Here is a 23629-nt window from a genome sequence, read left to right on the forward strand (position 1 = left end):
TTTTCAAAGATTATGGATAAATTATAATCTTGGTATGATTAGGGACTAATTGCCAAATTTCATCTATATCTATATTTCTAACCGCGATACAACCTAAAGTCCAATCTTTGTGTGGCATATAACTTGAACTAAAAGGTATCCATAAAAAGGACTTTGGGGCAGATCCATGGATCATGATATTCCCACCTGCCGACTGATTATGCTGCTTAGCATAAGCAATATCTTTCGTATCGGGATAGGAAATATGCAATGATTTATAGAAAGCACTTTTGGGATTGCGCCAGTCTATAGAATAAACACCTTCAGGTGTTTTACCGTCATTTTCAAAGTTTTTATGGCCTTCAGGGTTAAAGCCTAAGCGAATAGGGTAACGACGAATTACTTCCTGATCACTTTTAAGTAGAAGTATGCGTTGATTTTTAAACACTTCAATTGAGGTTACAGGTTTTGTCTTTATAAGGTGAGATATCTCATTACTTGTGAGTTCTTTATGAGAAGAGACAAAAGTAGGTAAATATTTTTCATACTTATAAAAAGCAATTCCAAGTGGAATGAATAGAAGTGTACAAATAATGATAGGTCTAATTTTCATATATTATTCTTTGATGTTTAAGAAACTCTCTTAAGCGACTTAAGAGAGTTTTAGTTTTTTAATATTAAGACGAACAGCTCACCGCTACATCAGGCACATCGCTTGGTAAAGGGCCTAAATCTTCTGGTTTTTCCAAGTCTGGCTGTCTTGTATAAGGATGATTGAGTAGTTTAAACAAACGGTCTACCTCACTAAAATCATCTCGCTCCGCTGCTTCAATCGCTCGCTGTGCCATATGATTACGTAAAATATAAACTGGATTTGCATGTTGCATGTTTGCATCAAGTTCATCTGTATCTTGATGTTCACGGATATTTTCATATTGGCTAAGGAATTCGTCAAACTGTCGAATATCGAGGCAATCATCACGTAGAGCCTTATACTCTTTATTTTGCAGTCTAATAAAACTTTGAGTGTAATCTAGCTGCTCGGTTTGTAAGATTCTTAAAAAAGCAAAACAACAATCAAGGCTATCTTTATGGAAATGAGGAAGTCCCATTTTTTGACACAATCCAGTGGTGTAGTACTCAATAAAGGTAGGCTCAAACCCTTCTAAGCAAGCAGCTAACTCTTCTTTGAATTGCTCTTTTTGTTCAGGTTCAGCAAGTGGAACTAGATTATTTAACCAAGTCCATAAATTCCAGTGTGCAATACTTGGCTGGTTTTGATAGGTATAGCGCCCTTGATAATCGGAATGGTTGTTAATCCAATTTGGGCGGAAACGTTCCATAAAACCATATGGACCAAAATCGAGTGTAGAGCCCGTAATATTTAAGTTGTCAGTATTCATTACGCCATGAGCAAAACCGACCAGCTGCCATTTGGCAATCATGATGGCTGTATTTCTAATCACAGCTTTAGCAAAAGCTAAAATAGGCTGTTCTTCTTTTTGGCATTCTGGATAGTGCCATTCAATACATTTTTGAGTGAACTCTGTTAATAACTCAGGTGCATATTGATTGATCCATTCAAAGTGCCCTAAACGAATATGACATTCAGAGGTTCTAAGCAGCATTGCGCCCGGTTCTAGTTTTTCACGCTGTACACCTTGAGCAGAGCTTGTAAAACCTACTGCATGACTCGAAGTGACTCCTAGAGCATTTAATGCATGACCTGCTAAATATTCACGAATAACAGAGCGTAAAACTGCTCGACCATCTCCCATACGTGAATAAGGGGTAGGGCCAGCACCCTTCAAATGTAAATCGATGGTTTGGCCATTTTTATTCAGAATTTGTCCAATGAGTAAACCACGTCCGTCGCCTAGCTGACCTGCCCATTGCCCAAATTGATGGCCTGCATAAACCATTGCTAAAGGTGGAAACTCTGAGAAAGTCCGTTGACCACTGCAAATTTCTACCCATGCCTCTTTTTCTTCATCCGTCCATTGTAGTTCTTCGGCTAAAGCTAAATTGAAGTGTCCAGCTTTCGCACCACGAAGAGGAGTGGGCTGCTGTATATGAAAAAGCTTAGGATTGAGTGATGAATAAAGCGGATTAAAGTGCATAGACTGGACTAAATATTTGAGGCGAACTTCACTATACCATAGTTAAAAACCAGCCAAAAAAATAGCGCCTGCAAAGCATGGCTTTTACAGGCGCTATTTCGAACTAGAGTCGTATTAGTCTGGTACGACGTTTGTACTCTTTTTAATGTTGCGCATTAAAGTTTCTAAACACTCACGGTGATGACTCAAACGATGTTCAAGCAATTGGAAATCAACCTTTAACTTATGATCCATTTTATGAATCTTTTCAGCCATAGCTGCTTTCTTCGCTTGTAACTCTTGTTCTTTGAGTTTCGCCCAGTCATTTAAAGTGTGGGTAAATGCTTCATATTCTTGAGCAATGCGTTGCTTCATTTGGCTCATGTCAGCATTTACATCATGGCCATAAATAGCAAGGTCTTGTTCAGCATATTTAAACTTCATTGCCAATTCTGCTTTTTTAATATTAAAGCTTGGAATACGGCGTAAGTTCTTTGCTAAACCAACTTTAGAACATGTCCAAATTAACCATTTAGTTGGGTCATATTGCCACCACTTCACACCATTACGATAATCGTATTGGAAAATATGGTGATAGTTATGATAACCCTCGCCCCATGTTGCAATCGCTAACCAGAAGTTATCGCGTGCTGAGTTTTCATCGGTATAAGGGCGTTTACCAAACATATGGCAAAGTGAGTTAATGAAGAATGTTACTTGATGGCTAATGATTAAACGCAATAAACCACCGAGAAGTACAACTCCCCATAAGTCGCCAGTTGCCCAGCCAACTAAACCTAAAATACCGACATGAACTGCTACAACCATTAGACCGTAGTATTTATGTTGGAACATCACCAGTTTGTCATTGAGCAAATCAGGTGCATTTTTAAAGTCAGGTTTAGATGGAGAATGATCGCGGATCATCCAACCCATATGGGCATACCAGAAACCACGTTCAATTGAGTATGGATCTTCATCCACATGGTCAACATGACGATGGTGAGTACGATGACCAGATGCCCAAAACAGAATACTGTTTTGTACAGCAAATGTGCCCGCAATCATTAAAAGAATTTTAAGTGGTAATGACGCTTCATAAGCACGGTGTGCCCAAAGACGGTGGTAACCAGCAGTAATCCCCATGCTACTTAAAGCTAAAAGAAAAAATAAGCTTACCCATGCGCTTACACTAAAATCATAATAATACGCATAAATCGGGATTATGATTGCAGCAAGAATTGGTAAACCAATTAAGGTAATGCTAGCGGTCCAGTTAATTGGGGCCTTGAGTGGGGCGGAAGTCATATCCGGCAGCGCTCCTAGAAACCTTGTTAAACAAGGTAAAAAGACAAAACGACATAGCAAAACCAATCATCAAGATTTATTGCTATTTTGAACATTATATTAGCATGTGCTTAGTGAGAATCACTAATATTATTGTACAGATGTACTGAAAGAACCGTAACAGAATTAAACCATGCTTGGCAACATTTCAGATAGGAGAAGTTGTGTAATGAAAATACAGCGATTGAGAAAAATGAATAGCATTGATATTGCAAAGAAATTGCCATTAAAATGTCTTTTCATCACAATCAGCCTTGTATTGGCAGCATGTCAAAGCACGCCGCAACAAAATATTCAAAAAGGCCATGTAAAGCCCACACACCATGTACAAACTCAAGTAGTCAAGAAGAAAGTGAGCCCAGAAGGTGTTCAAGACATTGACTGGCAAATTACTCAGATCAACGGGCATAAGGCAAAATTCTTTAACCAATGGCCGACTCTTTCATTGAACTCAGCAGTCAAAACTGTGTCTGGTCATACGGGATGTAACCGTATTTTTGGCCGATATACTTTTGACTTCAATCAAAAGAAACTAGATATGGAAGTTAATGCTGGTCATTCGAGTTGTGATGGCGCTTTGGCTCAAGAAGCAGAATTAGTTGATTCCTTACAACGTATTCAACGCTTCCAGTTGGTAGGTAATACCTTGTATTTACTTGATCAGAACGGACAACGCCTGATTCAGGCAGAGAAAAAATAAAAGGTGGTTAATACCACCTTTTTTCTATTTAAAGCGCTTCGAGCATTGTTGTAGGAATATCCGTAATTAAACCTTGAATATCTAAATCACGGAGCCTTTTCGCTCTTTCTACATCATTTACTGTCCATACACTAATGTTTAAACCTGCTTGATGAGATAGTTGAATCATTTCATCTGTAGCAAGTTGGTCGTGCCAACCAATATGACCGCAACCATATTGATGAGCGAGTTCAATTGCTGCGCCTCCCACTGGAATTTCAACTAACAAGCCGCGTTTAAATTGTGAGTCGATGTCACGTAAGGCAGTTAAAATTTGAAGATCGAAACTTGTGATAGTCACGACTTTTTCATAACTCTGTAACTCAGTCTCAAGCTTTTGAACTAACTTTTCTGCAAATGCCATATCTCTTACTGCTTTAACTTCAACTTCAATATGCTCGAAGTTATCAAGCAATTTTAAAACACCTGTAAGAGTTGGTGTTGGCTCTGGATTTGGCCAATTGGGCCAGTTTTGACGATGATCAAATGTTAAAGCTTGAGCTAAAGTAGATTGCTCAACAATTTGATCGACTCCAGCTGTACGTAAAAAATTATCGTCATGAATAACTATCAGCTCTTGGTCTTGAAGCTGACGAATATCAAATTCGACACCACGAATACCTAAGTTTTTTATGTGCTGAAAACCACCTAATGTATTTTCGGGAGCTTCTCGGCGTGCACCACGATGACCAATAATACGCATAATTTTCTTCTATTCAGTTATTGTTGGTTATGGTCTCTTCATAAGCAGAGACCATACTTAAATTAGTCTATTTTTAAATAATCTCATTAATATTTTTTTGCCAAAGGACTTCTTGTCCACCTTCGGCACGTTGTAAAGCACGAGATGCGACAAATAACCAGTCAGATAGACGGTTTAAAAGTTGGAGTGCCGTGGCTTGAATATTTTTATCACGAGTTTGTACCGACAGCAGAGATCGTTCTGCACGACGACAAACAGCACGTGCTTGATGAGCGTAACTGCAAGATAAAGAGCCAGATGGCAGAATAAACTCTTTCAGCATAGGCAAATCTTCATTCATACGGTCAATTTCTTTTTCCAGAAAATCAATACAAACGGGCTGAAGTAAATTGTAGTTTGGAATACAAACTTCGCCACCTAAGTCGAAAAGCCAATGTTGGATCAAGCTCAGGCTTTTGTCCCAATCAGCTTTATTAGTCACTTGGCTGGCTGTGATTTGTGCGCGTAGTACACCAATAATGGCATTGAGTTCATCGACATCACCAAGCGCCGCAATTCGTAAATCATCTTTGGCAACACGAGAGCCATCGCCTAAACCTGTTGTACCTGAGTCGCCTGTGCGTGTATAGATTTTACTTAAACGGTGTCCCATGATGGATATCCTGAACATAAAAAAGGGGATAATGTCGGTCAGAACATTACCCCGAAACTGGAGTTAAGAAAATATTTTTATAATCTAGAGTGAAAATTAATAACGGAAAGTTACGCCAACAGAAGCTTGGCGACCTGTATTAACATACCAGTCATTCGAAGGATATGTATTTAATACTTCACGATATTGAACATCACCTACGTTTTGAATATTGGTAAATAATTTTACGTTAGGAATAACATTCCAATAAGCATTTAAGTCTACTGTTGCATAGCCTGGTACTCGCATAGAGTTTGCAGAATCTGCATAAGATTTAGCTCTAGCGATTAACGAAGCACTAATTCCATACACTGCATTTTCTAGACCTGTGCTTACAGTGAGAGTCTGGCGAGGTCGATAAGCAATTTCTGTATTGTCTTTTTCATTTTCTGTTTTTACGTAAGCATATTCAGTAGATAAGAAAAGATCATCTTGATGCCACTTTATTCCAGCTTCGCCACCAGTAAAGTTCGCCTTAGCTATATTTGTATTTGTGCCTGCATTGTAGGTAATAAGATCTTTAATTTTTGTATGATAAACAGAAAAATTAGTACTCACATTAGAGGTAAGATCATAGTTCACACCCATTTCATAGGAAGTACTTTTTTCTGGCGTTAAATTTTCATTACCTCCCCATTGTGAATATAGTTCATTCAAGGTTGGAGCTCTGAAAGCACTACCGATATTTGCATATACACTAGCATTAGGTAGGAAATGATAGCGGATAGCACCTTGTCCAACAGTATGAGTACCAAAGCGCTGGTTGTCTTCTAAACGAACCCCAACTTGCGTGTCAAAAAGATCATTTTTGAGTTGATGCTGTAAATAGTACCCCGTGCTATTCACACTTTTATCTGAGTTAAGAATGGTATTACTTTTATAATTTGCATCGTTATATGTTGCACCAACTAAAATATTCTGGTGTGGAGTAAATTTCCATTTCAGGTTTAGATCGCTTTCATTGTTTTCAGTATTGTAATATGAGTCGTAAGCGGGAACATTTTGTTTATCCTGAACATTTGCATAGTGTGCATTGATGATGAGATCAGGCAAAATATTATAAGCAACTTTTGTGTTGATAACTCGATTTTCGAATAGACGCTGTGCTGTGTTGGTTATGTAATCATTACTGAAAATATTAGTGCCTTTATTTTCACTAATTGAAGCAGAGGCATCTATTAAGTTTTCTTGAAAGAAGCCTACTTTAGCGTGATAACCTTTTTGATCATATCCAGCCTTTTCATTTTCTGGTTGGCTTTCAAAAATACGAGTTCCATCACTTTCTAAGCGCTGTCCGCCTAGTTGCGCATAGAAACCTTGATCACTTACAAGATTGGCATTAACAATAGTCTTATAGGTATTATTTTCACCATAAATACCCGTTAGCTCAGCGCCTGTTTTCTCAGGTTTTTTAGAAATTAATTGAACTACACCGCCAATAGCATCGCTTCCATATTGAACTGATGCTGGACCTTTTAATATTTCAATTTGTTGAACATCTGTTGTATCTAAAAATGCAGGATATAGTGGACCAAGTTCATTTTGACTATTTAAACGAGCGCCATCTTTAAGAACCAATGTATGAACTGATTTAGTACCACGAAGAGAAATTTCAGAAATCTGACCTAGACCACCGCTTTGTTTTACATAGATGGATGGGTCTCGTTGAATAATATCTGAAACGTTTAATAATGGATTCTGCTCAATGGTTTTTTCATCAATCACTGAAATACGCGCCGGAACTTCACTCGCTTTTTCAGCACTTTTAGATGCCGTCACTACAATTGGATCGAGCTGAGTTGTGGTAGTTGTATCTTCAGCAAAAATAACAGGTGAACACCCCATCGCAATAGCGATAGCCCCCACCAGACGGGTAGGTTGAAAAGACTTAGACATAACATGCTCCATACATTCACCCCACGTGAATGATCGGGTAGATAGATGAAACAAGCAGGTCTCCGGACTTCAGCGCCATAAATCATTTATGGACATATTCACCTTCCCACATCACTGCAGTGGTGTAAGTCGATCTCGACTTAAAAAATATGCTTTACATTGTTACCGTTGCGGGGGCAGTGCCGGACTTTCACCAGCTTCCCTAAAGCATCAATTGCTTACACTTGCTTCCATTTGAACGCAGTATAAAGTGCCGAATTACTTCCGACAATGTCATTTAGCCCAATTCCCAGAGAACTTTTACGCAAGGGACAAAAATTGCATTACAATGGCGTTTATTTTAAAAAATGGTTGTAGTTTAGGCAGATCATGAGCCAATCAAACCAAAAACGTACACGAGCAAAAATCTGTGGAATTACTCGTAAGCAAGATGTTCAAGCAGTAGTCACAGCTGGAGCAGATGCGATAGGTTTTGTTTTTTTCCCACCAAGTCCAAGAAATGTAACAGTTGAACAAGCACAAGAATTAGCAAAACACGTTCCGCCTTATGTACAAATGGTGGGTTTGTTTGTAAATGCGAGTGCTACTGAAATTCAGGATGTACTTGATTGTGTTCCCCTAGATGTATTACAACTACATGGCGATGAAACTCCAGAACAATGTCAGGAAATAGCTCGTCATTGTAAGCGTCGCTGGTATAAAGCGATTCAGGTCAAACCTGATCTGGATGTAGTTGCTGAAATTCAAAAATATCAGGCAGCTGGTGCCAGTGCTGTATTGCTCGATGCGTGGCATCCTGATCTTAAAGGGGGCACAGGACATCAGTTTGACTGGTCTAAATTCCCGAAACTTGATATTCCATTAATTTTGGCAGGTGGTTTAACCCCTGACAATCTCATTGACGCTATTCATACTACCGGTGCTTTTGCAGTAGATGTGAGCGGAGGCGTAGAGTCCGCAAAAGGTATAAAAGACCAACAACTCATTGAACGATTTATGCAAGGAGTCCAACGTGGATCAGCAAAATAATGTGATTGACTATACCCAATTCCCAGATGCAAATGGGCATTTCGGTATCCATGGCGGACGTTTTGTGTCAGAAACACTTATGGCGGCATTAGAAGATTTAGAAAATCTCTATTCCCGCATGAAAAATGATGAACAGTTTCTGGCAGAATTCGACCGTGACCTCGCCTACTATGTAGGTCGTCCTAGTCCACTTTATTATGCTGAGCGATGGTCAAAAGAGTTAGGTGGTGCGCAAATTTATCTTAAACGTGAAGATCTGAACCATACAGGCTCACATAAGGTAAATAACACGATTGGTCAGGCATTATTGGCAAAGCTTTCTGGCAAAAAACGTATTATTGCCGAAACTGGTGCGGGCCAACATGGTGTAGCAACAGCAACAATTGCAGCACGTTTAGGTCTTGAATGTGTTGTGTATATGGGTGCTGAAGATGTTAAACGTCAAGCAATGAACGTTTATCGTATGCGTTTGTTGGGTGCTACAGTTGTTCCTGTACAAAGCGGCTCTAAAACATTAAAAGATGCCATGAACGAAGCAATGCGTGACTGGGTAACCAATGTTGATAGTACTTACTATGTGATTGGTACAGTTGCTGGACCACATCCATATCCTCAATTGGTTCGTGACTTCCAATCTATTATTGGCCGTGAAGCACGTAAACAGATCCTGGAGCAAGCCGGTCGCTTACCAGATGCTTTAGTTGCATGTGTGGGTGGCGGTTCAAATGCAATGGGCTTGTTCTATCCATTCTTAAATGATGCCAACGTGAAAATGTATGGCGTTGAAGCTGCTGGTTTTGGTATTGAAACTGGAAAACACTCTGCACCATTAAATGCAGGGCATGTTGGTGTGTTGCATGGTAACCGTACTTACCTCATGAGTGATGCACAAGGCCAAATTATCGAGACACATAGTATCTCGGCAGGTTTGGACTATCCGGGTGTTGGTCCTGAACATAGCTTCTTGAAAGATATGAAGCGCGTAGAATACGTGCCAATTAACGATACAGAAGCTCTTCAAGGTTTCCGTGACTTAACCAAGATTGAAGGGATTATTCCTGCGCTTGAAAGCTCACATGCAATGGCGTATGTCTCTAAGCTTGCACCAACCATGTCTAAAGATCAGATTATTATTGCCACTGTTTCAGGCCGTGGTGATAAAGATTTAATGACAGTTGCACGCATTGATGGCGTAGAAATGGTTGAGATGTAAGAGGAAAAAATGCCAAGCTTGTTTATGGTGATGTTAGGTGGCCGTCATGCACGTGCCAATACAGAAGTCCATGATGTTGTGATGGCTGTAGGGGATACTTTGGAAGAAATTTACCCTCAACTTAAACAGGCTTGGTTTGGTGAGGCTCAAGGGTTACATATCGATGCTTGGGCCAAGCTCTCTGGTGTTAACTCTCAAGGGCAGAACTATCAAATCCAGTTTTCTGATGCAGCGCCGTCAGCTTCAGATCTAAAGTTGTATTTGATTAATCTGGGTGGCTATACACCTAATGCTTTTGGTGAGTTACATAGTTATCATTTGGTAGTTGCACCTAATGCGGTAAGTGCAAAACAATTAGGTAAACAGTTTATTGATCAAGAGTGGTATAAGCCACATACCGACCGTGTAGTGGATATTGATGATTGCATTCCGATTGACCATATTGCAGGTCGTTATATCCAACTAGTACAAGGTGAGTTCAATCCAACGCGTTGGGAAAATACTTATTTACTTCTCTAAGTGTTCTTAAAAAAGGCTTAAAGGCAAAAATAAAATATAAAAAATTGCCGATCTCATGTATAGCTCTCTCAAATCGCAACTTTTTTCTAGCACTATTTACAATTCATCTGCTTAGACTAGAAGCTCAACATAAGCTCTTTGGAGTAATCAAAATGGGTCTTCTAGATGAAGTAGGTAAAATTGCTGGTGCAATTATCGCAGAACAAGGCGTCGATAAATTAGATCCAGATGCAGGTTTTCTAGAAAAAGCAGCAGGTGCCTTTGCTGGCTATGAAGCAGCAAAAATCGCTGAGAAAAAATTGGAAAATCAGGACGGTAACGAGCAAGAGTCAGAACCAGAACAAGCAAATGATGATGATGCTTAACTTTTAGAAATTGAATTGCACTTAAATCATGAGTTGAATTTGATTTTGTTGATGGATTGGGTCATAGCTACTGCAATAGACCCTCAAAGAGTTTAAGTTATCGTATATCGATTTAAGTGAATAATAGAAAAAGAGCATATCAATATGCTCTTTTTTTTTGGCTCAACAAAGGTCATTTGAAGATCAAAACAGATGAGTAGCCAACTGGTCAGTGATCAGTCTATTATTAGTCAATAGATGAGCAGGAAATCAACGGATAATAAATAATGGATTTAATTCAAGAAAATGGACAGCCTCGTTATGGGCGTTTTGAATCTGTACCGTCGACTATTCATGTACAACGTTATATTTATAAAACACCTTATGGTAAAGCCTTAAAGGGCTGGCGGAAGCAATTAAAGTATAAAAAATTTAAATTCTGCGGCATTCAGCATAAGCACTACAGTATTGGTTTAGCAATTGCAGATATTGGTTGGGTTGGACATGGGTTTTTCTATATCTATGATCATGAAACAAAGCAAGTCATTGAGTGGAATGCGATTCAGCCCTTAGGTCATAAAACTCATCTTGATGAACAGCCGTTATTTAATCAAAGCTATTTTTCTAAATCGCCTTATCAGATCGATATTCAGCATGCCAATGGTGTGCGATACATTCGGGTGACTAAATATGGTGAAATTTGTTTGAGTGCCCGTATTTTTTGTGCGGGGACAGATATCTTAAGTTTGTGTACCCCAACAGGTATTAATGGTTGGACGTATACCCAAAAGCAGACCACTTTGGCTGTTGAAGGTATGTTCATTAATAAACAGAATCAACTTATACAATTTGATGAAAAGACATTTGCATCCTTAGATGATACCTGTGGTTTTTTACGTCCTGAAACAGCGTGGTTTTGGCTTTCATGTAATTTTTGGGATGAGCAGGGGCGACGTATTGGGTTGAATTTGGCTTCTGGGGTTAATGAAAGTTTTGGTAATGAAAACTGTTTATGGATGAATGGCGTTTTATTTCCACTTACAGATGTTTTATTTGAAAAAATAAATGATGAGACATGGAAAATTAGCTCTTTAGATCAAAAGCTTAATCTGCACGTCCATATTGGTTGGTGTCGATACGAAAACATTAATCTAAGGATGATTGGAAGTCAGTTCAATCAGTGGCAAGCTAAAATTAGCGGCAGTATTGAACATGAGGCAATTGATACAATCACTTGCAATGAGCAATACGGACTATTAGAACAACATTATGCAAAATGGTAACAAGCAGGTTATAAACCTGCTTGCCAAAATGCTTCACCCGCTGCGATTGGGTCATTTGTTTTTTCTAAAGTTTCAATCCAAACAGGATATTGACGAATAACTGGATGTTGGCTTGGATGAAAATCTTTTTTAAACCAGTCCAGATATTGTTTTTTCATGGCGGTTAATGTGCCATTTTTTCCAAAGAACCAAGGTAAACCTTTGAGTGTCATCGATAACCTTTCTTTAGGGCTAAAGCCATCACATTTCAACATAATGTTGGTTCTATAGAGTGTAAAACCAAACATGAGTACAGTCGTCAGAACCAATACAAAACGACGAGTCGACTCTGGAACTTCGCCCACCTGTCTCATAACATCAAATGCCACATCGCGATGTTCCATTTCTTCAATGGCATGCCATGCAAATAATGCACGAACATAAGGATGTGCATTTTCTAAAGTTTTTTTATTGCTATAAAAAGTTTCCGCCATTAATGCTGTTAAATGTTCAGCTGCTGCTGTCATGGCAATATTGTATTGTGGTGAACGTTGGGTAAGCTCAAAACGGAAAATTCTTTTAAGTGTGCTTGTGAACTCATCTACAGGCATACCTTGCTCTTTCATGAGTTGATTCATTTTGTCATGGGCAATACCATGTTGAGCTTCTTGTTTAATAAAATCTGCCACTCGCTTTTGTAGTTCTGGGTCATCAATTTTGTCACGGAACATTCGTACACATTCTATGAAGTAACGCTCTCCGTCTGGAAAGGTTAAGCTGAGTGCATCAAACATACGAGTCAAAAAGGGATCGTTATTAAACCAAAAACGTGGTGCTTCATTTAAATGAAAATCTAGATCTTTGCGAACCACTGGCTCGACCTGATAAGAAACATGTGCGTTCATCTTTGTATTTCTCGCAACTAAGCTTTTCCTTAGTATGTCGTGAATGGTCGGCTTTGTTTTGACAGTTATCGCCAATTTTTATACAGTTTGCGACAAGATGGCAGTAAAAAAGGAAACGCCATGCAAGAATTTACGATCTCTAATGGATACTTTTATCTTTGGAATACGTATTTAAAAGAAAAGGGAGTCGCTTGGCAGACACTTAATTTAAATGACACTCAAGCTCGCCAAGTTCAAAATATTTTGTCTGCATCTATCGATGCTCAATCTTCTTTGCATCTTTTCATTGAGCTTTTAGAACTGACTGAATCTCGATTACAAGTCACTAATTTGGCTTTAGAAATGGCAGCCTGTATTACACCTGCCAACTTTGGGGTGCTGGGTTACATGGCATCTAGAAGTGATACTTTGGGTCAAGTGGTTCAGTATATTGCTAAGTTTCACCGCTTAGTCATAGATGGCGAGCAAGTTGTACCTATACAAATTGAGCAAGATGCTTCCAAAATTCGATTGTATTGGCCTTTGGTTGATGCCAGTAATATTGTACTTAGTGAGTTAACTTTAGCAGCAATGGTACAGCTCGCTAAAGAGATTGCTCCCTTACATGATTTTCTTTTACAGCATATTGAGTTTGTACATCGACCTCGAGGTGCGCTCGTTCATTATCAACGGTTCTTTCAGTGTAAATTGTCATTTGACCGACCTTACTATGCATTAACTTTTGCAAGTGAAAGTTTAAATGTTCGTCCCCAGCATGCAGACCCAACTTTAGTACAGCTTTTAGTAAAACAAGCCGAAGAAGCTTTGGTTCAAAGAAAAGTACATACTGATTTAGTTCAGCAAATACATTGGATCGTACAAGAATATTTCAAGCATAAACAGCAAGCACCCAAAATAGAAGATATTGCCATCGAGCTCAATGTTTCAGTGAGGAGCTTGCAACGCCAACTACAGGCATTAAACACTTCATTTAAATTAATTTTAGATGCTGAGCGTATGAAGCGCTGCGAGATATTGTTAAGTCAAAATGAAAGTCTTACTGCAATTGCTGACCAGTTGGGTTATTCCGATCAGTCTGCACTTGCAAGGGCACATAAAAACTTAACAGGACAAACGTTACTCACTCGTAAAAAGCAATTGCAACTCGCCCATAAAAATACAGAGTAATAGAGTTTTTGGTGCTTTTTTGCTCAAATTGCAAATAAATAATGACTCAAAAATAGGAAGCTTTGATCATTGAGAAAAGTTTCAAAATATTGATAAATGTACGCCATGGGTTGTATGAATCATACAATCGAATATCGCCATAACGTTAGACCTGTTCAATGAGCAAAAAATAGCGTTAAAATGCGATGTTCTTGTATTTCTACAAACAACTCCTCAATTTTAAATAATTCAAGGAAAGCACAACCCTATGTCACGTCTTGCCACCCGTTTTGAAAAGTTGCAGTCCCAACAGCGTAAAGCACTTGTATCTTACGTCATGGCGGGTGATCCACAGCCACAAGTAACGGTACCGTTACTTCATAAAATGGTTGAGGCAGGAGTAGACGTCATTGAGCTTGGTTTACCATTTTCAGATCCAATGGCTGATGGGCCAGTAATTGCGCTTGCGGCTGAACGTGCACTTGCAGCAGGGACTAATACCTTAGATGCATTGAACATGGTAAAAGAGTTTCGTGAACAGGATCAGGAAACACCTGTAGTTTTAATGGGTTATCTCAATCCTGTTGAAGTAATTGGTTATGAAAAATTTGTTTCTTATGCGAAACAATGTGGTGTAGATGGCTTATTACTTGTGGACTTACCACCAGAAGAGTCAAAAGAATTTGGTGCAATCTTAAAACAGCATGATATGGACCAAATTTTCTTACTTGCACCAACTTCAACTGATCAACGTATTCAACACGTAGCGAATCAGGCAAGTGGGTTTATCTACTATGTTTCACTTAAAGGTGTTACTGGTGCAGCGACATTAGATACTTCTGAAGCTGCTGCACGTATTGAGAAAATCAAGAGTATGACTAACGTTCCAGTTGGCGTTGGTTTTGGTATTAGTGATGCTGCTTCCGCGAAAGCGATGGGTAGTGCTGCAGATGCCGTGATTGTAGGTAGTGCTTTCGTTAAATCTTTTGCAACGTTGACAGCTGAAGAAGCTGTTGAACAGACGGTGAATAAAGTCAAGGAGCTTCGAGCAGCGCTCGATGAGTTAGTATGAATCAAGAAGTGAAATCAGGGAAAGTTCTTAGCCCTTCGACACCATGGACACAACGACCAGTTCCAGGTATTGAAGTTGCAGATGAGCAACAGACTCTCAAAGCAACATTTACTGAGCCGACTATTGAGTGCCCTGAATGTCATGCTTTAGTGACACGTACAGCTATATCTTTTAACGCGTATGTATGTCCACAGTGTGACGAACACTTAAAAATGAAAGCTCGCGATCGCTTAAACTGGTTCTTCGACAATGTTGTGACTGAATTAGGTCAAGAGTTTAGTGCGAAAGATCCATTAAAGTTTGTTGATAGCAAACCGTATCCAGAACGTATGCGTGAAGCGCAAACTAAAACTGGTGAAACGGAAGCTTTAATTGCCATGCAAGGTAACTTAAATGGCGTAGACATGATTGCATGTGCTTTTGAGTTCGACTTTATGGGTGGCTCAATGGGTACTGTAGTAGGTGACCGTTTCGTTCAGGCGGCTGAGCTTGCAATTGAAAAACGCCAACCATTAATCTGCTTTGCAGCTTCTGGTGGTGCGCGTATGCAAGAAGGTATGTTGTCGCTTATGCAAATGGCGCGTACTTCTGCTGCGATTCAAAAATTAAAAGATGCTGGTTTACCTTATATCGTGGTGTTAACACATCCAGTTTATGGTGGTGTAACAGCTTCTTTAGCAATGTTGGGTGACATCCATATTGCAGAACCTAAAGCAATGATTGGCTTTGCTGGTAAACGTGTAATTGAGCAAACTGTACGTGAAACATTGGAAGAACCATTCCAACGTGCTGAATATTTGCTTGATCATGGTGTAATCGATCAGATTGTTCATCGTCATGCTTTACGTGATACTGTATCTCGACTTGTATCGAAATTGATGAACTTACCTTGAAACAACAAGCTCCACTTTCAACAGACTCTTTAGATACATGGCTCAATTATTGGAGCCATGTTCACGTTACAGGGATCGATCTTGGTCTGGAACGTGTTATTCCGGTAGCAGAAAAATTAGGAGTGACTAAACCCACTGCTAAAGTTTTTACTGTTGCTGGAACGAACGGGAAAGGTTCAACTACAACAACACTTGCATCTATATTAAAAGCGCAAGGTTACAAAGTTGGGTTGTATCAATCACCGCATATCTATCGTTTTAACGAACGAGTCAAGTTAGGTGGAGTCGAGGTTGATGATCAAAGCCTGATTGATGCTTTTGTGCAAGTTGATCAGGCTCGTCGTGATTGCGATTTAAGCTTATCTTTTTTTGAAGCAACCACTTTGGCTGCTTTTGTCATTTTTAAGCAACAACAATGCGATGTATGGGTGCTTGAAGTCGGTTTAGGCGGGCGTCTTGATGTCGTCAACGTCATTGATCCTAATATTGCTGTAATCACCAATATCGGTCTTGATCATACTGACTGGTTAGGCGATACCATTGAGAAAATTGCTTTTGAAAAAGCAGGTATTATTCGCCCTGACATTCCAGTGATTTTTGCAGGTGAACAATCTTTACCTCAAGCTATTCAAGATAAAGCCAATACTTCACAAGCGAAACTATACGCGATCAATAGAGATTATTTTTATAAACTCGCAAATGATGGAAAACACTGGTATTTTGCAAGTGAAGGAACTACTTTAAAATTACCACTAGGGTCGCTTGCAATTGAAAATATTGCAGGGGCAGTTGCTGCTGTATTAAATAGCGGACTTGAAATCTCGCAACGCGCGCTAGAGCAGGGTATTGAAAATGCACGCTTAGCAGGCCGTTTTGAAGTGCGCCAAGTTAATGGAAAAACCATAATTTTTGATGCCGGACATAATCCACATGGTGTTGAATTTTTGTTAAAGCAATTGCGAAATTTCTTAGAATACAATAAACAGTACACAGAAGTTGTCGCAGTATTTTCAATGCTGGCAGATAAAGATATAAAATCAGTAGTGGATTTATTGAAACCTACTGTTTTACATTGGAAAATTGCTGAGTTGAATGTGCCGCGTGCTGCACCGATTCAGCAGTTGAATGACGCCCTACAAGGCCAGACAATACAACAATTTGGCAATATCAAAGAGGCTTTTAAATCAGCGCTTGAGCAAACAAATAACAATCAGCTGATTTTAGCCTGTGGTTCGTTTCATACTTTAGAAGCGATTTGGGAGTATTTGGAAGAATGTCAATGAATAACAAACAACGCTGGATGGGTGGCGTTGTTTTATTAGGTGGTGGTGTTTTATTGGCAGCATTACTTCTAAAAGGAAATGAAGAAATAAAACATGTGGGCGCTGAACCACAGACCTCAACATCACCGAAATTACACGCTAAATCAAAGCCATCAGCACAAGAAGGGCAGATGGTACAGCTACAACCGCTTGCAGTGGATGTAGAAACAGAAAAACGTCTTCTTGAAGAACAACGCCGTTCTCGTGAAAAAGCGGTTGCTGAGCAAGAGGCTCGTGCTGCCGAATTTTTGGCAATGCAACAACAGGCAGAAGCAGATGCAGCCCGTAAAGCTGCTGCCGAATATGCTGCAATTAATGCTCGCCGAGCTGCTGCTCAAGAAAGCTCAGATAACATTCCTCCTGAAGTTGCAGGTTCGGATGGAAAGACAAAAGGACAGCAAACTGATACAAAAAAGTCAGTAGATACAGCTAAAGCAGAAGCCGATAAAAAAGCTGCTGAAGCAAAGAAACAAGCGGAAGTCGATAAAAAAGCCGCTGAGGCAAAACGTCAGGCTGAAGTTGATAAAAAAGCAGCAGAAGCCAAGAAGCAAGCAGAAGCTGATAAGAAAGCTGCTGAAGCTAAACACAAAGCTGAAGCCGAGAAAAAAGCGGCAGAAGCTAAACATCAAGCCGAGGCAGACAAAAAAGCTGAAGCTAAGAAGCATGCTGAAGCAGAAAAGAAAACAGCAGAAGCTAAGCACAAAGCTGACGCTGAGAAAAAAGCTGAAGCAGAGAAAGCGCGTGAGCTGCTTGAAAATGGCGATAAAAAGTGGATGGTACAAGTTGCATTGGCTGCCAATCAGGCAAATGCAGATGCTGTTGTCTCTAAACTACGTGCTAAAGGTTATAAGGTTACGACAAGTCCGACCAGTAAAGGTATCCGTATTATGGTTGGACCTGCGAAAGACCGTGATACAGCAGATGCAGCTCGTAAGAAAATTACCTCTGACTCCAGTTTAAACATGAAGTCAGCTTGGGTCATTGATTGGGTGCCCTTAGATCAGCGCTAATCTGATCTAAGGTTGATTCAAGATCTAATTAAGATGGATTCGACAATTGTTGTTGAATCCATTTTACATTTTCAGGGGTAAATAAACGGTCAATATTTTTCCAAATAATATGATAACCATATCCGCCTTGCTTCATTTCTTTAACTGCATCATCAATTGCCCAATGTTCAAAAATAATTCGATACATCGCTACGCTAGCGCCAGTACGGTCTGAACCGTGGTAGCAGTGTAATAAAACACGTTGATTATTTTGTTTAGCAATTTTAATTTGCTGCATGACTTCTAACAGATCTTGTCTGTTAATTGCCCATGTATCGATAGGAATGTGAACAAGATTAAAATTTTCATTTTTAAATACTAATTCATCTGAGTCTTTAGCTCTTAAATTAATAATAGTTCCAATTTGATGGTGCTTTAACTCGGGAATCATTGCTGCATTTGGTTGTTCGCTACGAAAAACATCATTACTCACTTGATAGAAATTATGTGTTTGAGAAACTAAAGTTCCCCAATCTTTGGGTCTATGCTCATGTGCAATGCTTTCATGTTGCATACATCCCTGCAGGTTTAGACACAGAACAAGGGAGATGAGGGAGATTTTTTTCATGTTTGATACCGTCGAAGCTCATGAGGATCATGGGCACAAATAATTTCAATCGTTGGCTCATGTTGAGCCAAATGCTGTAATTTTTTAAGGTTAATAAGACGCTTTTCATTATCTTCTGCAAACGTTTTTTCCAGAAGGGTTAGCGATCTTAATTTATTTTCAGGATTTAACTCTAGATGTGAGTAGTAAGCATCTCCGCAGAACAACAGCCACTGATTTTGTTGTTTGATGGCAATACCACAATGTCCAGCGGAATGGCCTAATAATGGCACCATTAAAATTTCATCTTGGAATAACGGAAAACCTTTTACTTTTTCAAGATTAAACCATTTTTCACCTTGCTGATATTCAACGAAATTCCAGTATCGATGCTGATTATATTGATTGGTTCTATAGCGAAGTTTACCTTTAAAATTAGGTAATTGTGCAGCATTATATTCAGTGGCTAAGACATGAACTGTGGCATGAGGAAAGTCAGAAATGCCACCTGCATGGTCAAAGTCGAGGTGAGTCACAAAGATGTGCTGTACATCTTTAGGATGAAAACCTAGTTTTTGTATTTGCTGGATTGCACTGAATTCAAGATTCGTCTCAATTTTCCCCAAACGTTTAACTAACGAGCCAAGGCGTTGTTGCATGTGTAAATAGTCTTGCAGACCAAATCCTGTATCAATGAGTACAAGCCCGCGGTCCGTCTCTATTAAAAGGCAATGGCACACCACTTCAGCTTTCCAGCCTTTCTGCCCAAATAAAGGTGCGCAGACAGGACACATACTGCCGCATTTTAAATGATGAATTTTATGGATCATGATTATTGTTTTTTGAACAAACTCCTTGGAAGTTATAACTGATCTCGACACTAAAAACCATGTGTATTCAATAATGAAAAAAAGCCATCGGGTGAGATGGCTTGGAGATGGAAACATTTGGCTCTATGTTTGGGCTAGTTTTCTTTATGCTTTTTTTATTATTGGTTAAGCGGTTCGCTTGTCTTGAAAATAAGCATTTCAGATGCTTGCCTACGCACTACGTTTGTCTTGCGCTTTGATTAAAGCCTTTTTAAAGGCTTTAATCTTGCTCAGGCTGTGGTGTGAGGCGCAAATAAGGTTTTACTGCGGTATAGCCTTTAGGGAAGCGCTGTTTAATTTCTTCTTCATCTTTTAAAGAAGGAACAATCACAACATCCTCACCTTGTTTCCAGTTCGCAGGCGTAGCCACTTTATGCTTATCTGTTAATTGTAATGAATCCACAACACGTAAGACTTCATTGAAGTTACGACCAGTTGAAGCAGGGTAGGTAATAATTAAACGAACTTTCTTGTTTGGATCAATAATGACTAAAGAACGAACTGTAAGTGTTTCACTCGCATTTGGATGAATGAAATCGTAAAGTTCAGACACTTTACGGTCTTTGTCAGCAATAATTGGAAAATTAACCGTAGTATTTTGAGTTTCGTTAATGTCGTTAATCCAGCCTTTATGCGATTCAACATCATCTACAGATAGGGCAATCGCTTTAACATTACGTTTTTCAAATTCGTCTTTTAATTTTGCTGTATAACCTAACTCTGTTGTACATACAGGCGTATAGTCAGCGGGATGTGAAAATAAAATGCCCCAACTATCGCCTAAAAAATCATAAAAATGAATTGTGCCTTCGCTTGATTCTTGTTGAAAATCAGGGGCAGTGTCTCCTAATCGTAATGTCATGATCTTTCCTCAGTTGCTTAAAATTTGTTATGTGCTGACATGAATATGACGCAATTTATTTATTATTAAAATTATTGTTTTTTTATTTTATTATGAATTTTTTATATAAGTGTAAATATATATGACTAAAACTCACTAATTTAAGAACTGAATCAATGTAACTTTAAGATAAATTTGCTAAATTAGATTTCTCGGAAGTTGTGTTCAATAGATGAGCGTTAATATTGAGTTTTTAGGTGCCGGACATATTCAGCGGCCTTAGAGAAAGGTTGAAACCGTTTGTCTAACTATCAGATTTTTTTTATGGGTTTTGTGCAAAACCCTTGTACTTCAAATTTCTGGCACCATAATAAACGACTGAGAAAAAATTTATTCATTTGACCAAGCAAGATTTAGAGAGTTTATCCATGTTGGCAAGTCTGATCGGAGGTATCTTCGGTACAAAAAATGAGCGTGAACTCAAACGCATGCGCAAAATTGTTGAGCAAATCAATGCGCTCGAGCCGACGATATCAGCTTTAAGCGATGCAGACTTATCTGCAAAAACTCCAGAATTCAAACAACGTTATAACAATGGCGAAAGTTTAGATAAGTTACTTCCTGAAGCGTTTGCAGTTTGTCGTGAGGCAGCAAAACGTGTAATGGGCATGCGTCACTATGATGTGCAATTGATTGGTGGTATTACTCTACACGAAGGCAAAATTGCCGAAATGCGTACCGGTGAAGGTAAAACCCTTATGGGTACTTTAGCGTGTTATTTAAACGCATTAAGTGGTCAAGGCGTTCATGTGATTACTGTGAACGATTACTTGGCACAACGTGATGCTGAGTTAAACCGTCCATTATTTGAATTTCTAGGTTTAAGCATTGGTACAATTTATTCAATGCAAGAACCGTCAGAAAAAGCAGCGGCTTACCTTGCTGACATTACCTATGGTACCAACAACGAATTTGGTTTTGACTACTTACGTGACAACATGGTGTTTTCTTTAGCAGAAAAGAAACAACGTGGTTTGCACTATGCCATTATCGATGAAGTTGACTCAATCTTGATTGATGAGGCGCGTACCCCATTAATTATTTCTGGTCAAAGTGAAGACTCTTCACACCTCTATACTGCAATCAATACGATTCCACCAAAATTACACCCGCAAAAAGAAGAAAAAGTTGCCGATGGTGGACATTTCTGGATTGATGAAAAGCAGCGTTCAGTTGAAATGACTGAAATCGGTTATGAAACTGTAGAACAAGAACTCATTCAAATGGGCTTGTTGGCTGAAGGCGAAAGCTTATATTCAGCAACAAACTTAAACCTTGTTCACCATGTATCTGCTGCTATTCGTGCGCACTTCTTATTCCAACGTGATGTTCACTATATTATTCATGATGGTGAAGTGATCATTGTTGATGAGCACACTGGTCGTACAATGCCGGGTCGTCGTTGGTCAGAAGGTTTGCACCAAGCAGTTGAAGCAAAAGAAGGCTTGGAAATTCAGCCTGAAAACCAAACTTTAGCAACAACTACATTCCAGAACTATTTCCGTCTTTATAAAAAGCTTTCAGGTATGACAGGTACTGCTGATACTGAAGCTGCGGAAATGAAAGAGATTTACGGTCTTGATGTTGTCATTATTCCGACTCACCGACCAATGATTCGTAACGACCAAAACGATTTAATCTACTTAAACCGTAATGGTAAATATAATGCGATTATTCAAGAAATTATGAATATTCGCGAACAAGGTGTTGCACCGATTCTAATTGGTACAGCAACCATTGAAGCTAGTGAAATTCTATCTTCTAAGTTGATGCAAGCTGGTATTCACCACGAAGTGTTGAACGCTAAACAGCACGAGCGTGAAGCAGACATTATTGCTCAGGCGGGTAGCCCGAATGCAGTAACAATTGCAACCAACATGGCTGGTCGTGGTACAGATATTATCTTAGGTGGTAACTGGAAGGCGAAACTTGCCAAGCTTGAAAACCCGACAGCAGAAGATGAAGCCCATCTGAAAGCACAATGGGAACAAGACCACGAAGATGTATTGCAAGCAGGTGGTTTGCATATTATTGGTTCTGAGCGCCATGAATCACGCCGTATTGATAACCAGTTACGTGGTCGTGCGGGTCGTCAAGGTGACCCTGGTGTTTCTCGCTTCTATTTATCTCTTGAAGATGACCTCATGCGTATTTTCGCAGGTGACCGTGTTGTTGCCATGATGCGTGCAATGGGCTTACAGGAAAATGAAGCGATTGAACACAAAATGGTAAGCCGTTCTATCGAAAATGCACAACGTAAAGTTGAAGCACGTAACTTCGATATTCGTAAGAACCTATTAAAATACGATGACGTGAATAATGAACAACGTAAGATCATTTATTCACAACGTGATGAAGTGTTAGCGGAAAACACTTTACAAGAATACGTTGAAGAAATGCATCATGAAGTCATGCAAGCCATGATTGCTAACTTTATTCCACCAGAGTCCATTCACGACCAATGGGATGTGGAAGGCTTGGAAAATGCTTTACGTATTGATTTAGGTATTGAGTTACCAGTTCAGGAGTGGTTAGAGCAAGATCGTCGTCTTGATGAAGAAGGTCTAGTTGAACGTATTAGCGATGAAGTGCTTACACGTTATCGTCAACGTCGTGCACAAATGGGTGATGAGTCGGCAGCAATGCTTGAACGTCATTTCGTACTAAATTCTCTTGATCGTCATTGGAAAGACCATTTGGCTGCAATGGATTATTTGCGCCAAGGTATCCACTTACGTGGCTACGCGCAAAAGAACCCAGAGCAGGAATACAAAAAAGAAGCATTTAACTTGTTTGTAAACATGTTGGGCGTCATTAAAACTGATGTTGTGACTGATTTGTCTCGTGTACATATCCCAACACCAGAAGAACTTGCAGAAATGGAAGCTCAACAACAACAGCAAGCAGAAGCAATGAAGCTTTCTTTTGAGCATGATGATGTTGATGGCTTAACTGGTGAAGTGACTGCTTCTCAGGAAACACTCAATGAGTCGGTTGATAACCAACAAATGTTCCCTGTTCCTGAAAGTCGCAATGCACCGTGTCCATGTGGTTCTGGTTTAAAATATAAGCAGTGTCACGGCAAAATTTAATTTGCTGGATAA

The 23629-nt window shown here is 39.4% G+C and carries 22 protein-coding genes and 1 riboswitch; of the genes, 12 read left to right on the plus strand and 10 right to left on the minus strand.

Annotated features, from left to right (window positions below; translation table 11 throughout):
• Positions 1–10 precede the first annotated feature (10 nt).
• From AC056_RS00275 to AC056_RS00285, 3 genes are all read right to left on the minus strand, one after another.
• Positions 11–592 carry a L,D-transpeptidase family protein gene (locus tag AC056_RS00275; protein WP_077162390.1) on the minus strand — a complete coding sequence of 194 codons (582 nt, stop codon included), beginning with the start codon at positions 590–592 and terminating at the stop codon, positions 11–13.
• A gap of 64 nt (positions 593–656) precedes the next feature.
• Positions 657–2099, minus strand: coding sequence for a protein adenylyltransferase SelO (locus AC056_RS00280; RefSeq protein ID WP_077162391.1), 1443 nt, complete (start codon positions 2097–2099; stop codon positions 657–659).
• A gap of 114 nt (positions 2100–2213) precedes the next feature.
• On the minus strand, positions 2214–3386 hold the full coding sequence (locus tag AC056_RS00285) for an acyl-CoA desaturase (protein ID WP_077162392.1): 1173 nt from the start codon (positions 3384–3386) through the stop codon (positions 2214–2216).
• A gap of 208 nt (positions 3387–3594) precedes the next feature.
• On the opposite strand from AC056_RS00285, the gene AC056_RS00290 reads away from it, so the two are divergent.
• Positions 3595–4125 carry an META domain-containing protein gene (locus tag AC056_RS00290; RefSeq protein ID WP_004705696.1) on the plus strand — a complete coding sequence of 177 codons (531 nt, stop codon included), beginning with the start codon at positions 3595–3597 and terminating at the stop codon, positions 4123–4125.
• 28 nt (positions 4126–4153) lie between these two features.
• Here the strand turns inward: AC056_RS00290 and AC056_RS00295 are convergent, their stop codons facing one another.
• The 3 genes from AC056_RS00295 to AC056_RS00305 all read right to left on the minus strand — a co-directional run bounded on the left by AC056_RS00295 (position 4154) and on the right by AC056_RS00305 (position 7466).
• Positions 4154–4867, minus strand: coding sequence for a glycerophosphodiester phosphodiesterase (locus AC056_RS00295; protein ID WP_077162394.1), 714 nt, complete (start codon positions 4865–4867; stop codon positions 4154–4156).
• Positions 4868–4940: 73 nt separating this feature from the next.
• A complete protein-coding gene (locus tag AC056_RS00300) occupies positions 4941–5519 on the minus strand; it encodes a cob(I)yrinic acid a,c-diamide adenosyltransferase (protein ID WP_077162395.1) in 579 nt (192 codons plus the stop codon).
• 96 nt (positions 5520–5615) lie between these two features.
• Complete coding sequence (locus AC056_RS00305) at positions 5616–7466, minus strand: TonB-dependent receptor plug domain-containing protein (RefSeq protein WP_077162396.1); 1851 nt, start codon at positions 7464–7466, stop codon at positions 5616–5618.
• A gap of 23 nt (positions 7467–7489) precedes the next feature.
• A riboswitch (cobalamin riboswitch) is annotated at positions 7490–7697 on the minus strand.
• 126 nt (positions 7698–7823) lie between these two features.
• Here AC056_RS00305 and AC056_RS00310 point away from each other — a divergent pair.
• The 5 genes from AC056_RS00310 to AC056_RS00330 all read left to right on the plus strand — a co-directional run bounded on the left by AC056_RS00310 (position 7824) and on the right by AC056_RS00330 (position 11842).
• Positions 7824–8483 carry a phosphoribosylanthranilate isomerase gene (locus tag AC056_RS00310; protein WP_077162397.1) on the plus strand — a complete coding sequence of 220 codons (660 nt, stop codon included), beginning with the start codon at positions 7824–7826 and terminating at the stop codon, positions 8481–8483.
• Entirely contained in the window at positions 8467–9696 is a 1230-nt protein-coding gene (gene trpB, locus AC056_RS00315; protein WP_004705701.1) for a tryptophan synthase subunit beta, read from the plus strand. Before AC056_RS00310 ends, trpB begins: the two co-directional genes overlap by 17 nt.
• A gap of 9 nt (positions 9697–9705) precedes the next feature.
• A complete protein-coding gene (locus tag AC056_RS00320; protein ID WP_068936753.1) occupies positions 9706–10215 on the plus strand; it encodes a DUF1543 domain-containing protein in 510 nt (169 codons plus the stop codon).
• A gap of 152 nt (positions 10216–10367) precedes the next feature.
• A complete protein-coding gene (locus AC056_RS00325; protein WP_077162398.1) occupies positions 10368–10580 on the plus strand; it encodes a hypothetical protein in 213 nt (70 codons plus the stop codon).
• A 266-nt stretch (positions 10581–10846) separates the two neighbouring features.
• A complete protein-coding gene (locus tag AC056_RS00330) occupies positions 10847–11842 on the plus strand; it encodes a DUF2804 domain-containing protein (protein WP_077162399.1) in 996 nt (331 codons plus the stop codon).
• Between the two features lie 8 nt (positions 11843–11850).
• Here AC056_RS00330 and AC056_RS00335 read toward each other — a convergent pair whose 3' ends face one another.
• Positions 11851–12726: a metal-dependent hydrolase gene (locus tag AC056_RS00335; protein WP_004705704.1), complete on the minus strand. Its 876-nt coding sequence runs from the start codon at positions 12724–12726 to the stop codon at positions 11851–11853.
• A 120-nt stretch (positions 12727–12846) separates the two neighbouring features.
• Between AC056_RS00335 and AC056_RS00340 the strand changes: the two genes are divergently transcribed.
• The 5 genes from AC056_RS00340 (at position 12847) to AC056_RS00360 (ending at position 18169) form a co-directional block, all read left to right on the plus strand.
• Positions 12847–13893, plus strand: coding sequence for an AraC family transcriptional regulator (locus AC056_RS00340; protein WP_077162400.1), 1047 nt, complete (start codon positions 12847–12849; stop codon positions 13891–13893).
• 247 nt (positions 13894–14140) lie between these two features.
• Positions 14141–14944, plus strand: coding sequence for a tryptophan synthase subunit alpha (gene trpA, locus AC056_RS00345; protein ID WP_004705707.1), 804 nt, complete (start codon positions 14141–14143; stop codon positions 14942–14944).
• Positions 14941–15837, plus strand: a complete 897-nt coding sequence (gene accD / locus AC056_RS00350; RefSeq protein ID WP_004705709.1) for an acetyl-CoA carboxylase, carboxyltransferase subunit beta — start codon at positions 14941–14943, stop codon at positions 15835–15837. Before trpA ends, accD begins: the two co-directional genes overlap by 4 nt.
• On the plus strand, positions 15834–17120 hold the full coding sequence (gene folC / locus AC056_RS00355) for a bifunctional tetrahydrofolate synthase/dihydrofolate synthase (protein WP_019457508.1): 1287 nt from the start codon (positions 15834–15836) through the stop codon (positions 17118–17120). The genes accD and folC overlap by 4 nt, the downstream gene beginning before the upstream one ends.
• A complete protein-coding gene (locus AC056_RS00360; protein WP_004705711.1) occupies positions 17111–18169 on the plus strand; it encodes an SPOR domain-containing protein in 1059 nt (352 codons plus the stop codon). The genes folC and AC056_RS00360 overlap by 10 nt, the downstream gene beginning before the upstream one ends.
• Before the next feature lie 28 nt (positions 18170–18197).
• On the opposite strand, the gene AC056_RS00365 is transcribed toward AC056_RS00360, so the two are convergent.
• The 3 genes from AC056_RS00365 to AC056_RS00375 all read right to left on the minus strand — a co-directional run bounded on the left by AC056_RS00365 (position 18198) and on the right by AC056_RS00375 (position 20486).
• The gene (locus AC056_RS00365) at positions 18198–18776 is read right to left on the minus strand and encodes a dual specificity protein phosphatase family protein (RefSeq protein WP_213033460.1); all 579 of its coding nucleotides are present in this window, start codon (positions 18774–18776) and stop codon (positions 18198–18200) included.
• Positions 18773–19585, minus strand: coding sequence for an MBL fold metallo-hydrolase (locus tag AC056_RS00370; RefSeq protein WP_174739265.1), 813 nt, complete (start codon positions 19583–19585; stop codon positions 18773–18775). The genes AC056_RS00365 and AC056_RS00370 overlap by 4 nt, the downstream gene beginning before the upstream one ends.
• Before the next feature lie 259 nt (positions 19586–19844).
• A complete protein-coding gene (locus AC056_RS00375; RefSeq protein ID WP_077162402.1) occupies positions 19845–20486 on the minus strand; it encodes a peroxiredoxin in 642 nt (213 codons plus the stop codon).
• 407 nt (positions 20487–20893) lie between these two features.
• Here AC056_RS00375 and secA point away from each other — a divergent pair, with 407 nt between their 5' ends.
• A complete protein-coding gene (gene secA, locus AC056_RS00380; RefSeq protein ID WP_068936767.1) occupies positions 20894–23617 on the plus strand; it encodes a preprotein translocase subunit SecA in 2724 nt (907 codons plus the stop codon).
• The last annotated feature ends 12 nt before the right edge of the window (positions 23618–23629 follow it).

Origin of the sequence: Acinetobacter genomosp. 33YU (assembly GCF_001990725.1) — a bacterium.
Taxonomy (GTDB): domain Bacteria; phylum Pseudomonadota; class Gammaproteobacteria; order Pseudomonadales; family Moraxellaceae; genus Acinetobacter; species Acinetobacter seifertii.

Coding starts and splice junctions, on each gene's coding strand:
- secA (WP_068936767.1), top strand. CDS start 20,894: ATGTTGGCAAGTCTGATCGGAGGTATCTTCGGTACAAAAAATGAGCGT.
- AC056_RS00330 (WP_077162399.1), top strand. CDS start 10,847: ATGGATTTAATTCAAGAAAATGGACAGCCTCGTTATGGGCGTTTTGAA.
- AC056_RS00360 (WP_004705711.1), top strand. CDS start 17,111: ATGTCAATGAATAACAAACAACGCTGGATGGGTGGCGTTGTTTTATTA.
- trpA (WP_004705707.1), top strand. CDS start 14,141: ATGTCACGTCTTGCCACCCGTTTTGAAAAGTTGCAGTCCCAACAGCGT.
- AC056_RS00290 (WP_004705696.1), top strand. CDS start 3,595: ATGAAAATACAGCGATTGAGAAAAATGAATAGCATTGATATTGCAAAG.
- AC056_RS00340 (WP_077162400.1), top strand. CDS start 12,847: ATGCAAGAATTTACGATCTCTAATGGATACTTTTATCTTTGGAATACG.
- AC056_RS00365 (WP_213033460.1), bottom strand. CDS start 18,776: ATGAAAAAAATCTCCCTCATCTCCCTTGTTCTGTGTCTAAACCTGCAG.
- AC056_RS00280 (WP_077162391.1), bottom strand. CDS start 2,099: ATGCACTTTAATCCGCTTTATTCATCACTCAATCCTAAGCTTTTTCAT.
- AC056_RS00310 (WP_077162397.1), top strand. CDS start 7,824: ATGAGCCAATCAAACCAAAAACGTACACGAGCAAAAATCTGTGGAATT.
- AC056_RS00300 (WP_077162395.1), bottom strand. CDS start 5,519: ATGGGACACCGTTTAAGTAAAATCTATACACGCACAGGCGACTCAGGT.
- AC056_RS00375 (WP_077162402.1), bottom strand. CDS start 20,486: ATGACATTACGATTAGGAGACACTGCCCCTGATTTTCAACAAGAATCA.
- AC056_RS00370 (WP_174739265.1), bottom strand. CDS start 19,585: ATGATCCATAAAATTCATCATTTAAAATGCGGCAGTATGTGTCCTGTC.
- AC056_RS00285 (WP_077162392.1), bottom strand. CDS start 3,386: ATGACTTCCGCCCCACTCAAGGCCCCAATTAACTGGACCGCTAGCATT.
- AC056_RS00305 (WP_077162396.1), bottom strand. CDS start 7,466: ATGGAGCATGTTATGTCTAAGTCTTTTCAACCTACCCGTCTGGTGGGG.
- AC056_RS00320 (WP_068936753.1), top strand. CDS start 9,706: ATGCCAAGCTTGTTTATGGTGATGTTAGGTGGCCGTCATGCACGTGCC.
- AC056_RS00295 (WP_077162394.1), bottom strand. CDS start 4,867: ATGCGTATTATTGGTCATCGTGGTGCACGCCGAGAAGCTCCCGAAAAT.
- AC056_RS00325 (WP_077162398.1), top strand. CDS start 10,368: ATGGGTCTTCTAGATGAAGTAGGTAAAATTGCTGGTGCAATTATCGCA.
- accD (WP_004705709.1), top strand. CDS start 14,941: ATGAATCAAGAAGTGAAATCAGGGAAAGTTCTTAGCCCTTCGACACCA.
- AC056_RS00275 (WP_077162390.1), bottom strand. CDS start 592: ATGAAAATTAGACCTATCATTATTTGTACACTTCTATTCATTCCACTT.
- AC056_RS00335 (WP_004705704.1), bottom strand. CDS start 12,726: ATGAACGCACATGTTTCTTATCAGGTCGAGCCAGTGGTTCGCAAAGAT.